This window comes from Paenibacillus sp. IHBB 3054 (genome assembly GCF_051594305.1).
Classification (GTDB): Bacteria; Bacillota; Bacilli; order Paenibacillales; family Paenibacillaceae; genus Paenibacillus_AQ.
In genome coordinates, this window is record NZ_JBOFBG010000027.1 from 57946 (window position 1) to 72328 (window position 14383).

Here is a 14383-nt window from a genome sequence, read left to right on the forward strand (position 1 = left end):
TTCTGCTCACTGTACACCTTCATAGGTCAGCCGTTGATATTCCCGGTAGGCATCTGCAATGTCCGCTACGGTTCCGGCATCTCCCCACTCGCTCACCAAGCTGTGGATCATCCCTTCCACCGTTGGATTCTCCATCACGGTACGAAGCGGCAGTTCGGCGCGAAACACATCCTTGATTCGTGACAGGAGTCGTGTCAGCAGCAGCGAATGTCCACCCAAATCGTAAAAATGGTCGTCCACACCCACCGGATGTACTCCAAGCAGTTCGGCGATAATCTCACAGATGATAGCCTCCTGCTCCGTCACTGGAGGTTTGTATGCTCCCAGATAAGCCGGGCGCTCGCGACTGCCTGCAGCATTGTAAGGGTGGGCGGAGGGATGGGATTCCGCTGGAAGTGGCTGTCCCTCTGAGGCGATCTTCAACCGGCATGTTGGAGGCTGAGCAGAGATGATAGCCCGGCTGATCTGTCCCCGGATCGGCCACAGTTGCTCATATAAGGCATATTCCTGTTCCCGGGTAATGCCCGGACCCGGGGCTGCCGTGCTGCGGATGAAATCCCGGCTCAGCGACAGCCAGGGGATATTCCCGCTGCCCGCATCTTCCGCAGCGGCATCAAGCACGCCTGCTGCCGCTGCCAGTTCGGTGAGGCCCAGTCCGCCAACTACGGAAGACAAGGAAGATAATAGCCAGCCAAAACCGATCTCAGCACCGCAGCTCTGCAACAGCTTGTTCAGTTCCTGGAAGGTGCGGGGCGCCGGAACCTTGGGGTTCACCGCCGCAGACATCGCCGCAAGTGTCCGCCATTCCAAGGCTTGCAGCTCCGGTTCGTATACCACCCCGTCAATCCGGCCGCAGATTCCAGCCGCTGCCGCAATGGCTTGGCGAAGCTGATCTGATCCTAGACCTTCGGATGCTATGACCTCCACACCAGGCCGGGCTGCCAAAAAGCTGCGGATCAACTCCGCGCCACCAGCGGGAGAGACAACCAGATAAACCTCCCCGGGTGTTGCTGCCGCTGTTTCGGAGAAGATAGCAGGCTCGCCCAGTTGAATTGGAGCTGTAAATGGTTCAAAAGCCTGCACCAGCCGTGTCCCGCCCCGGTAAGCGGCTACGATCGAAGTACCGGGGGGCGACATGAGCTCCAGCCAAAGCTTGTCTGTCAGACGTCTTTCGGGCTCCTCAGGCTGGAAGTCAACCAGCCGGCCCTGCCAGCCGGGCTGCTCCTGGCCCAAGGTCAGGATCGGCCCAAGGATGGCCCGTCGTTCCGCCTCACCTCCTCCTGCTCCGAAGATCGTAAAGATCCGGCTGGCCGCCACCGTTAACTGGACTTGCGCTCCGCATAGATCCTTATCCAGGGCAGGGACTAGATGAATGAGCGACAGGTATCCGCGCTCGGCTGCTGCTGCTCCCGTCATCTCTGCAGTGGACGGAATTCCGGGCTGCGGCTGCTCTTCCAGCATCCAGGCATGGAGAATGCGGTCGATGACAATGCCGTCCCTTCGCAGGTCACCGGCGAGCCGCTGGTAATCCCCGGCATGGACCGGATTCAGCTCGATCAGATCCGGTGCGAGCCGTCGATACTGCGCGGCAGCCAGCACCTCGATACAGCGGTCTCCCTGTTCAACAAGCCGTTCTTTACATCGCTCGATTGCCCGGCCTTCTCCCCGCAGAATGAGCCAGGTTAGAGGATGCGAACGGGTATTACTTGGTGCGTCCGAGAGCGGCTCCTGCTCCCATGCAGGCAGATAGAGCAAGGAAATGTCCTGCTCCGCCGTTGCCGCCCGGAGCGGCCCTGGAAGCGTTGGCCGAGGCAGATAGGTCTGCCGGTCAAAGCTGTACATAGGCAGGGGCAGCCGCCGTCGGGACTGCGGCGGATAGAGCTGCTCCCACTGGACGGGTACCCCGGCCAGCCATAGTTGGGACAAGGTCTGCACGAAAACGACTGCTTCACTTGTTGCTGCCGTGGCCCCCAGGCTGGACAGCACTAGCCGGTCACTTCCGGTCTGAGCTTTCGCCAGACGGCATAACGTCTGGCCTGGGCCTACTTCAAGGAAGACATTGTCCTCATTGGCTAGACAGCCGCTGATCATCGCCGAGAAGTTCACCGTCCCGCGAAGTTGCGCGGTCCAATACTCGGGATTCACTGCCATCTCGCTAGTGACAGGTTCCCCGGTCAGACAGGAATAGAACGGCAGCTCGGGTGTATTCAGGTGTTTGGAGCGGAGCACTTCGTTGAACGGCTCCAGAATGGCATCCATCCGTGCAGAGTGAAACGCGTGAGAGGTGTTCAGCCTTGCCGTGAAAATCCCCGCTTGGCTCCACTCCTCCTGTCGCTGGCGCAGCTCTTCTTCGTCGCCTGAGAATACGCATAACCCCGGCTGGTTAATAGCTGCGAGCGATACGTCTGCACTGACATACCGGCCTGCTTCAGATACAGGAATAGCTGCGGCTAACATCATTCCACCTGGAGCGGACTGCATCAGTCGTCCGCGAGCCACAACAATATCGAGAGCATCCTCAAGGGTGAAGACCCCGGCGAGTGTTGCCGCAACATATTCCCCGATGCTGTGTCCCACCATGTGGGAAGGGCGGACACCAAGCTTCATCCAGGCACGGGCAAGCGCATATTCCAAAACGAACAATGCGGGCTGAGCGAGCCAGGTCTGGTCCAGCTCCGAATCGGAGGAAGTGCCAGCAAGAGTCAGAGCTTCGGCCTCCGCCACGCCGATATAGCGGCGGATATCAATGCCAAGCTTCGGCCGCAGCAGCTCCGACAGCCGGTCTACTTCCTGGCGATAGGACAGATGGCGCTGGTACAGCTCTGCGCCCATCCCCATAACTTGCGAGCCTTGGCCCGTGAACATGAACACCACTGGACGGTTGATACGATCCTGAGAAGATCGAATCATTCCAACACCTTCAGAACCTCTTAGAAGGCGGACAGCCTCTTCCGTCTGCGCTGCAGTACAGGCTAGCCGGTATTTGAATTGCCCCCGTCCCATTTGCAGCGTGAACGCAACATCGGCCAGCGGTACGCTGCTTGACTTGTTCTCCAAATGATCTGCCAATTCGCCTTGCATCCGCTCTAGGGCAGCAGGGCTTTTGGCCGAGAGAAGCAGAACAGCCGGAAGCTCCGCCGGCTCACCGAGCGCCCGGATTGGCGGCTCCTCGAGAACCAGATGGACATTGGTGCCGCCAACGCCAAACGAACTGATGCCTGCGCGGCGCGGCTGCTTCCCTCTAGGCCACGCCACGGGTTCCCGGCTGAGGTAAAAGGACGACTTCTCCATCTCCAGCAGCGGATTGGGCTCAGCATAATTGGCTGTCGGCGGAATCATCTCCCGTTCCAGAGACAAAGCGGTCTTGATCAAGCCGGCAATCCCGGCAGCGGCATGAAGATGTCCGATGTTGCCCTTGACCGAGCCGATGGGCCGGTGCTGGCTCTCCTGCCCGAACACTTGCTGTAAGGCGGTAAATTCAATCGGGTCACCGACTTTGGTGCCGGTACCGTGGGTTTCGATGTAACCGACGGTATCCGGTTCAATATCTGCGAGGTTCCAGGCCGAGCGGATGACCTCCTTCTGGCCCTCCAGGCTTGGGGCAGCAAAGCCTACTTTTCGACGCCCGTCATTGTTGCTCGACGAGCCCTTAATCACGGCATAGATATGGTCGCCGTCATCTATAGCTTCCGAGAGGCGCTTAAGCACCACCGCGCCTGCGCCTTCTCCGAAGATGGTGCCATCGGCCCGGCTGTCAAAAGGGCGGCAGACGCCACTTTTAGAATAAATAGTGCCCTCCTGGTAGAGATAGCCCGACTTGCCCGGCTGCTCCAGCGTCACCCCTCCGGCAACGGCCAGATTGCAGTCTCCAAGCAGGAGACCCTGGCAAGCCAGATGGACCGCTGCGAGTGAGGTTGAACAGGCGGTGTACAGGGTGTAGCTGGGTCCCGTCAGATTGAGCTTGTAGGAAATCAGTTGGCTTAAGAAATCCTTGCTCGACACGATGCCCGACTCCAGCACATCTTCTCCGTCTCCGTGACGGGACAGATGATCACTCGTCCATTTCAGGTCGAGCGGGGCCCCGGCATACATGCCAATTTGGCCGTCATAGCGGTCGGGGTGATAGCCCGAATTCTCTAGCGCATGATAGACAATTTCGTGGAACAGACGGATCTGGGGGTCCATGTTCTCGGCTTCCCAGGGGGCATATCCGAATAAAGAAGCATCAAAATCGTATACGTTGCCCAGGTAAGGCTTCGCTTTGACGTAATCGGGATGGTTCAAACGTTCTGGAGAAATCCCTTGTTCCCGAAGCTCTTCGAAGCTGAATTGGGTTACCGAGGATGCACCCTGCATCAGCAGATTCCAATACTCCTCGATATTATCCGCGCCCGGAAATTTACCGCTCATGCCAATGATGGCAATCTCAAGTCCGGTCTCTGCGGTCTCTTCACTCATCACGTCACCTTCTTCCCTTGATGGACTCCAGCGTTTTCAAGCGGCTTGCCTTTCTTTTGCGGTCTTCGGAATCTTTGAGAACCTCGCTCTTGTCCGTCTGTTCTTCCCTGTCCGCGAACAAATAGGCATCCAGCAGATGAATCGTCGGGTAGGAGTACATTTTGACAATCGACGTATCTTTGACAGACAAAGCATTGATTTGGGCATTAATCTGAATCAGGTCAAGTGAGCTTGCTCCCGCTTCGAAAAAATTATCATGCAGCCCAATCGCCTCCAGCTCCAGATAGTCCATGAACAGTTCTGCCAGCTTCTTCTGCGTCTGTGTAAGCGGTGGTGCATATTCGGTGCTGTTAGCCATCCGTTTCCGCTTGCGTCCCGCAGGAAGAGGCTTATTAGCAGGTCTTATCCCCTCCGGCGTGTTGGCCTCAAGTAAGGAATACCGGGTGTTCAGGTCGGTCGTTGACAACAGCCACTGAACGGGAGACAACTCTGCACTCATGACTTTGGTTAAAATATGCTCAAGCACTTCTATTCCTTCAGCATTGGTCATTCCACCCTGGAGCTGCACCGTCTCCGACTTTTGAGCTGCAGAGTGTTCCTGGGTAATGACGATTTTGCCAATATGCTTGGCCGATGCCATATACCGGAAAGCCTCTTCCGTATCTGCGAACCGGTAGGGGATCACAGGCAGTGGTGTAAAAGTGCCGTCTTCCACATGCCGTGCAATCTCACGGAAAAGCCTGGTGTAGCCTGGCAGGTCGCTGTCCATGCTGATGGCTGACACAGAAATTCCTTTCTCGAAAATCCGCATCCCCAGCTTGCTGTTCTCCATAATGTCCTTTACGCCCATTTCCAGAAATCTGCCATGCGGGGCCAATAAGGAAAGGCCTTTTTCGACAGCCTCTCCCGTCAGGGAATTCAGAACCACGTCTACCGTTCCGGCAGACTCACGGATTTGGTCGGCAAAAGCAAGATCCCGAGAGGAGTACACATGGGAGATACCCAGTGAACGCAGGTAGTCTCGTTTCTCTTCGGTGCCAGCCGTTGCATAAATCTCCGCTCCAACCCACTGGGCGATTTGCACGGCTGCCAGACCCACGCCGCCAGTTGCCGTATGAATCAGCACTTTCTCGCCCGGGGAGAGCTGTCCACGGATAATCAGCGCGTAGTAAGCTGTCATAAAGGCAATCGGCAGGGTTGCCGCTTCAGCAAACGATATCCGGGAAGGCTTGCGCACCACCGAGCTTGCCGCCACTCGCGCGTATTTGCCCAAGCTTGCTCCGGCTATCGCCATCACTTTATCTCCAGGCAGCCAACCGGTTACGCCTGCCCCCACCCTCGTTACCGTCCCGGCGCATTCCAGGCCGAAGCTGAAACCATAGGTATCCGGCAGCTTGAGCACACCGAGTGCATACAGCACTTCCTTAAAGTTCAGGCCGTTAGCCGCCACTCTAATCTCTACCTCATCCGGTCCCGGCGGCATCCGGTATTCAGACAGGATATGCAGGCTGTTCAGTTCACCTGGTACGGCTAATCCCAGCCGATAATTGCCGACCGCAGGCAACATTCCTTCGCGTTCCAAAGGCAACTTGTCTGACAGCGACTGGTCACGGACTTTTCTCATGACATATTCTTCAATCTCCATGAGTACACTGCCTTCCAGATCAGTAATGAGGCAGGTATACGTCCGGGCTTCTTCACTTTGTTCCCCTACTTGCACAATGGTGCAGAGATTAGCAGGAAACGGCCGGAGAATCTGGAGGTTCTTATACGCAAAAGGCAGATAAGCACGGCTGTCCTCCGTTTGTCCGCCCAGCAGGCTCGTTGCCCGGTCCATCAGAGCGGGATGAACTCCGTAATCAGCCGAGTCCCTTGCCAGATCCTCTGGCAGTGACAATTCGGCAACAGCTTCATTCTCGTTTCGGAAGAACCGGCGCATGTTGTTCCAGTGAGGGCCATATTGCATGCGTACCTTCGTGCCCTCCTCGGATCGTTCTGCTTCTACAGGATTCGTTGCTTCCAGTAGGCAGTTATGGAGCTTATTGAGCTCTGTGTCGCTGAGTGTCCGATCAGTCTGCTCTTCCAGACGCTCCGCGCAGCCTTTGGCATGTTGTACCCATTCTCCTGCCGCTCCTATGGAGGACATGGAGAATTCCCAGCCGCTGCTATTTTTGGACCATACGGTTCTTAGCTCACACACCTCTTCGACCACAAGCGGCTGTACAAAAAACAGTTCTACAATGTTCAGGCCGGTATCTCCGGTTAACTCTTCAAACGATGCCCTCAGAATCTCTACATAACCTGTTCCCGGTAAAATGGAGGAACCGAGCATCCGGTGGTCGTCCAGTACCCAATGATGCTCTGCCGACAATCTGGACACATAAACCGTCTGCGTCTCTCCTGCCGCCTCACTTTTGGAGGTCAGCAGCGGGTGGGAGATGCGCAGCGGAAGGTCCGTAAGCCCTTCTTTGTAGGCTGGGGTATCCAAATCGTCTTTGTCGGACCCGTTAAATCGGTTCACAGCCTCAACAGCCATCCCCGTCTCCTTCCATGCATCCCAATCCATGCTGACTACGCGCATTCCAGACGACTCCCCGGCATGTGCACGGGCGAATCCGTCCATAAAGGCATTGGCCGCTGCGTACCCACACTGCCCGAAAGCACCGAACGAGCCGCTGATTGAAGAGAACAGCAGGAGAAATGCCGGTGGCTGCTGCATATCTGCAAGCACCTCATATAAAGCTGTGGTACCTGCGATTTTGGGCCGCAGCACCGCTGCGATTTGTTCTCTTGTTGCGATGTGGATCATGCTTCCATCCGGCACTCCTGCGGCATGGAATACTCCGTCCAGCGGGCCGAAGCGCTCCGCCGCTGCGCAAATGACGCGTTCCATCGATGCTCGGTCAGCGACATCGGCATATTCCACATGCACCTGTGCTCCGCTCACACTTAGCTGCTCCAGCCGATCCTGTACCGGATGCGGCTTGCGGCTAACCAGTACAAGCCTGGCCTGATATTGACTAGCCAGATAATCGGCGAGCGCAAGGCCGATTCCGCCAAGTCCGCCAGTGATCAGGTACACTGCTCCCTTGCGCAAAGCGCCGGACGGAAGGGTTCTCCGGGGAAGGGGCACCCGGATGAAGCCGTGTTCATATCGGTGTGAGGACCGCAGCGCTTGCCGAGTGGGAAGCGGGCAAGCCTTACCCTCCGACCCTTCGAAAGGCAGTGTCAGCAGAAGTCCGGGATTCGCGGCGGCGGACTCCTTGTCGAGATCCAGCGTATGCACCCGGATATGCGGATACTCCAGCGGGATAACGCTGGCTACTCCAAGCAGGGTAGCTTTTAGCGGATCTACAATGTCGTTCGAATGGACCCGTTCCATTTGATTTGTGAACAGCGTAAGATCCAGCGTCTTCCCTTGCGCGGCTACAGCGGCCGCACGAACCAGTTCCAGTACACTGTACAGGCAGCGGTTAAGCACCTCAATGTCGGCAAGATTCTCCCCGTTTCGACCGGACGCTACTTGGGCCTGAGCCAAGGTTTCGGCTTGTTCCAACCCGAGACTCCACAGATGAATGATCCGTTCGGGTGCCTGTGTCCCGCCTTCGGCAAGCACATCAAACAATTGAGCATAATGGGCCGGGTTGCCGGGATCAAGGGTGTACTCAGCAGCAGACTCCCTCTGAAAGCTCCCTTCGGGGTAGACCTTGATCCAGCGGGCCCCTTGCTCCTCCAGCAACTCTGCAAGCTGGTCAGCGAGAAGGCTCCGCTCAGTGAACAACAGCACCGTCTGTCCGTTGCAGGCAGGACGTTTGTCTTCCGGGCGGCCCTCTTGCTCACTCCAGTCCGGGGCATAAGCCCATTCTGAAACCGGACGTTTGCGGGAAAGCGAGCTGTCTGGTTGGATATTCTCTGCCTTCCCCTGCTGATGTTTCCAGTAATATTGCTTCCCGAACGGGTACACCGGCAGGGAAACCCGCCGTCCTTTGCGGTTCTCAAATACATTCTCCCAGTTGATAGCCACTCCGCTCATCCATAGGTCCCCCAAGGCCTGAAGCAGTTGAACACCTGCGGCCTGTGCCTCGGAGGCTTTGGGTACTATGCTAAGAATCTTACTATTACTGCTGATACCCGGGTTGCGGCGGATCAGTTGTCCCAGCGTCCGGCCCGGGCCGACTTCCAGAAATACAGGCTCAAGCTGTTCCACCAGCGTTGCCACACCTTCCGAGAACCTGACGGTTTGCCGGACATGATTCACATAGTATTCAGGGTCCACTGCTTGTTCGGCTGTGATAAACTCACCCGTAACATTGGAGATATACGGAATTGCCGGAGCCGCCAATTTGATTTCTTGGAGCACTTTGCTGTAGGGGCCGAGCATCGGCTCCATCATCGCGGAATGAAAGGCATGCGATACCTGCAGACGGAACGGCTCGTGGCCGTTTTGCCGCAGCTCGGCTGACAGGGCACGAATGGATGCGGGCGGTCCCGAGACCACTGTGAGTTCCGGGCTGTTGGTCGCAGCAACGGACAGTTCGGGCCATTCGCCCAGCAGTGGAAGCAAGCGCTCATGCCCCAGGCCAATGCTAATCATCTCGCCGTGTTCCATCTGCTGCATTAGCGAGGATCGGCGGATCACCAGCCGGATAGCCTCCTCCAGTGTCAACACGCCTGCGATGCAGGCCGCCGTGTATTCACCGAGGCTATGCCCGATCATAGCCGCCTGTGAGATGCCCCAATGCTGCAAAAGCCGGGCCAGCGCATACTCCACCATGAACAGCAGCGGCTGGGCAATTTCGGTCTGGTCGATAGCCTTCAAAGTCGTTGCCGGCAGTGTTGACCCTCCCGAGTCCGGCCCCTGCTGCGGCAGCCAGATGGACCGCAAATCGGTCGCCAAGATCGGTGAGGCCAGCTCCAGACAGCGATCCATTTCACGCCGGAATAGCGGCTGCGTATCATACAGGTAACGTGCCATTCCTGCATGCTGGGTTCCCTGGCCCGGGAATGCGAATACTACATGCACAGCCTCCCGGATACGGGCAATGTTGCGTGTTCCGCTCAGGAAAGCACGCAGGCCGGCAGCAAGCTCAGCTGCATCCGCGGCAATCCATGCCACCCGGCAGTTCAATTCTTGACGGCCTATATTCAGCGTATAGGCGATATCAGAAAGCTGTTGCTCTTGACCTTCTGCCGAACTGAGATAACAGAGCAAGTCTTCTGTTTTTTGCAGCAAGGCTTCTTCAGTCGCAGCGGATAATAGGAATAATTCGGGTGATCCCTCACTCTGGTTCTGTCTGATCCCATGATCTGCCGCGACGGGAAGCGGGGCCTCCTCCAGGACGACATGCGCGTTGGTTCCACCGATTCCGAAGGAGCTTACACCGGCACGGCGCGGCGAACCTTCCGGCGGCAGCCAATCCTGAAGCGTGGCATTGACATACAATGAACTTTTGTCGAAGCAGATTGCTGGATTTGCCTGCTTATAATGCAAGCTGGGAGGCAACTGCTTGTGATGCAGTGCCAGCACTGTTTTGATGAATCCGGCAATTCCCGCAGCAGCATCGAGATGTCCGATATTGGTTTTGACAGACCCGATGGCTGTTCCAGTTCCATTGGAGGCGGGGAACAACCCGGACAAGGCCTCGATCTCGATGGGATCACCCAGTGGGGTGCCCGTACCATGCGTCTCAATGTAACTGATGGATTCCGCAGGGACGGCTGCGGCTTCCAATGCAGCCGTCACAACCTCTAGTTGTCCCTGAACACTAGGTGCCGTGAATCCAGCCTTGCGCGTTCCATCGTTGTTAATCGCAGATCCTTTAATAACAGCGTAGATATGATCGCCATCCCGAACAGCCTGATCCAGCCTTTTTAACACCACAAGACCCGCACCGTCGCCACTGACTGTCCCTTTGGCATCTGCATCGAAGGCTTTGCAGTGCCCATCCGGCGATTTAATCATTCCATCCTGGTAGGTGTAGCCCGACTTCTTGGGTACTGAGATCGACACCCCTCCTGCCAGCGCCAGATCCGATTCTCCTCGCATCAGGGAATTACAGGCTAGATGTACCGCTACAAGTGACGAAGAACAGGCGGTTTCAACGGTTAGCGACGGACCTTTCAGATTGAGCTTATAAGAGATGGGCATGCTCAAGGAATGTACATTAAGATTTGCTGCCCGCCAGCGTTCTGTATCGTCCTCCAGCGAATCGAACAGGCGGTTTACCCAGTTCAAATGGACCGTTGCGCCCACAAATAAGCCAATGGCATCCCGGTACCGCATGGGATCGTATCCGGCATCCTCCAGGCTCGCCCAGGCGAGTTCATGCAGAATGCGAAGCTGCGGGTCCATAAGTTCGGCCTCTTGCGGACTGTAATGGAACAACTCCGCATCGAAGTATTCGATATCCTCAAGCATCCCCTTGGCCTTCACATACCTGGAGTCACGCAGCAGCGTCTCGGCAATTCCGGCAGCGCGCAATTCTTCATCGGAAAAGAACGAAATGCTCTCCTTCCCATCCCGCAGATTGCGCCAAAAACTCGTCGGATCAGCAGCACCTGGGAACCTTCCGGCAAGTCCGATGACAGCAATATCACTGGTTGTTGCGGAAGCACCTACCATCGGCTGTTGCTCTACTTGGGAGGGAACAGCCACATGATCAGTGTCGTTCTTCGGGCTCCCTTCGGTTTGCTTCACCGCCATGTACGCGGCGAGCTCTCTGACCGTTGGATATCGGAATAAATCGGTTACCGACAGCTCAATACCGGTGGAGGCATTCAGCTTATCGCTGATACGGATCGTCAGGAGCGAATTCCCGCCGATATCAAAAAAGGGGTCATCAAGTCCAATCTGTTCCACCCCAAGTGCTTCCTTCCAGGCTTCCAGCACCGTGATTTCCATAAAGGCCAATGATTTTGCAGGTTTACCTCCGATGACTGAGGAAGGGAACGGCAGGTTGCGCAGCGCCTTCTTGTCAATTTTCCCGTTGATCGTCAGCGGCAGCGCAGCAAGCTGCATATAACGCGTAGGCACCGCATAGGATGGCAGCCGTTCCAGCAACGCTTTTCTTAGCGAACCTGCTTGCAGTGTGTCGCCCGCTACAAAATATGCAGCCAGCTCCTTCTCCCGGTCAGATGACTGAATAATAATAACCGTACAGTCTTCTATTCCGGGCAGCCGGCTTAATTCATGTTCGATTTCTTGCAGCTCAATCCGGTATCCCCGAACCTTCACCTGATTGTCGGCTCTCCCGAGAAAATCAATATTTCCATCAGGAAGCCATCGGGCCAAATCCCCTGTTCTGTACATCTTGTACTCTGGATAAAGCGGATCGGGAATAAATTTGGCTTCGGTCAGCTCAGGGTTGTTCAGATACCCTCTTGCCACGCCTTCCAGCCCGACACATAGTTCACCAATCGCTCCTACAGGCAAAAACTGTTGATCCCGGTCCAGAATATATGCAGTGGAGTTCGAGACAGGTCTGCCAATCGGGATTCTGGTCTCATATTCCCGTTCAATCGCAAATGTGGTGGACAGCACCGAATTCTCGGAAGGACCATAACCATTGACGAGTGCCAAAGCCGGGCAGGCCTGTCTCACCTTGTTAATCTGCGTTGGCGACAACGTATCACCACCAATAATCAGATAACGCAGGGAGCGGAACAGCGAAGCATCCACACTGGCTAATTGATTGAACAGCGGTGTAGTCATCCACATCAAGCTTATTTTCTGCTGGAGCAGCGTTTCTTTTAATACCTGAGGCATCAGCAGCTTGTCCTGAGCCATCAGGTACAGTGACGCTCCATTCAGCAGTGCTCCCCAGATCTCGAAGTTGGAGACATCGAATTCAAACGGACATGTCGGCAAAATCACATCGCTGGTGCTGAAATTCACAAACTCTGTATGCTTGACCAGCCGCACGATGCCTCTATGCTCGATCATTACGCCTTTGGGCTTTCCGGTAGATCCGGAAGTATAAACAATGCAGGCTAGACGGTGTCCGCCATCATGCGGAGAAGGGAAGCTGTCCAGCGGTGCTGGGTCTTCTTTCACAAGGATATCTTGGTAACACAGTGTATCTACATTCATGGATCTCATAAAAGAAAGCCGGCTATCTGCGTCTGACAGCATAAGCCGCATTCCTGAATCTTCGATCATGAACCTGATCCGCTCTTCGGGATAATCCGGGTGCAGAGGCACATAAGCCGCCCCGGATTTCAGAATCGCGAGCAGTCCCATGATCGTCTCCGGGCTCCGCCGAGACTCGATTCCAATGTATTGCTCCGGTCCGGCTCCAAGACGAATCAGTGCAGCGGCTACCCTGTCAGACATCCGATCAAGCTCAGCATAGGTCCACTTGACTTGCTCATGAATTATGGCAATGTTCTGGGGATGGCTCCGTGCCATCGTGGTGAACCACTGCGGAATAGATTGTTCACGGAACTGCTTCAGGGGTTCGGCGGAGGACAGCAGTCCGTTCATTTTTAGTGCGTCAGGTTCCGCGATCCTAATGTCTGACACCAGTACCTCTGGCTGCGCGACAAGATTATGCAGCAGTTGCACAAAGCACTGTGACATCTGATTTACCACAAAATACTCATAGCTTTCCTGATCATAGATGAAGTCCATTTCGAAACCGCTGCTCTCCCGAATGAGCAGAGTAAGCGGATAATGAGTGTGCTCCACCATTTCAAAGGAACTGATCGACAACGGAACTTGCCCGGTTAGACCTTCCGGTACTGAGTCTGCCATCGGCTGCTCCAGCAGCACCTTATCCAGCGGATAGTTCTCCATGACCAGTAAGGTATCAAATAACTCCTCCGTACCTTGAATTCCAGCGTATTCCCGGATCTCAGACAGACCAGCCATTTCATATGGACGCCTGGCCGCGATTGCTGAATGAACGCCTGCAAAATACTCCTGGACACTTTCCCTCTTTCGGCTGGAAAGACGCAGCGGCACCGTATTGATCAACAGCCCGACTATACGGTCGATGCCGGTAAGACTAACGCCCCTGCCGGATAACGTCGAGCCAAATACAATATCATCGACATGTTTGAACCGCTGGAGCAATATGCCCCACGCACCATTCATCAAGGTGGCTACCGAAATGCCATTGTTTTGGCAAAATAGCCGCATTCCCGCAGCTGCCGCTTCCGGTATGTTCAGGGATACCTGTTTGAATCCCGAGCGCCGGGGTTTGTAGAACGGCTGTATCGTTTGCTTTATTTCATAATCCCGCAGACAATCGGCCCAATACACCGCTTCCCGTTCCGGTTCGCGTGAGCTTTTGACAGCAGCCAGATAAGCCTTCATTCCCGGCTTTGCCGAAGGGGACACTTTCTGATCTTCAGCGAGTGCCCGGTAGGCATGAAGCCATTCTTCCAGCACAATGCCGAGACTCCAGCCATCCAGCAAAATGTGATGGTACGTAAGGAACAATCTGCATTCCCCGTCGAACTTACATAATACGATTCTTAGGGTTTCCCGGGTCAGATCGAAACGCATCGTACGGTTCCGTTTGCCAATGATTTCTGCAGTTAGCTGCATCCGTTCTTCTATGCTCTTCGTCTGCTTCAGAGCCTCTTGATCTTCACTGGAAATGACGGCCTTAAATTCATCAGGGATAATTCCGCCCGTAAAATCATAGATTTCCGGCAACGGTTCACGGCTCCGAAGCACCACCTGCACAGGGGACCGGAGCCCCTCCCATTTGAAAACGGACCGCAATGCGTCATTCGCACGGTAGACAGCGAGCCAGGCCTCATTGAACAGCCGGTTATCGACTTGCCCCTGCAGGCTAAGGACAAGGTGCTCCATGTATTCACTTTTGGATTCCCCCTGCAAATAATGAAACAGCATCCCTTGCTGCAGCGGCCGCAGCGGCCAAATATCTTGGACGTTGTTTTTCTCAACCTTCATCTT

2 protein-coding genes are annotated in these 14383 nt (G+C 55.5%); both read right to left on the bottom strand.

Annotated elements, in window-relative coordinates; translation table 11 throughout:
* Positions 1-6: 6 nt before the first annotated feature.
* Entirely contained in the window at positions 7-4458 is a 4452-nt protein-coding gene (locus tag ACQ76X_RS24245; protein WP_438496290.1) for a beta-ketoacyl synthase N-terminal-like domain-containing protein, read from the bottom strand.
* A gap of 4 nt (positions 4459-4462) precedes the next feature.
* Complete coding sequence (locus tag ACQ76X_RS24250) at positions 4463-14380, bottom strand: amino acid adenylation domain-containing protein (RefSeq protein ID WP_438496291.1); 9918 nt, start codon at positions 14378-14380, stop codon at positions 4463-4465.
* Between the last annotated feature and the right edge of the window lie 3 nt (positions 14381-14383).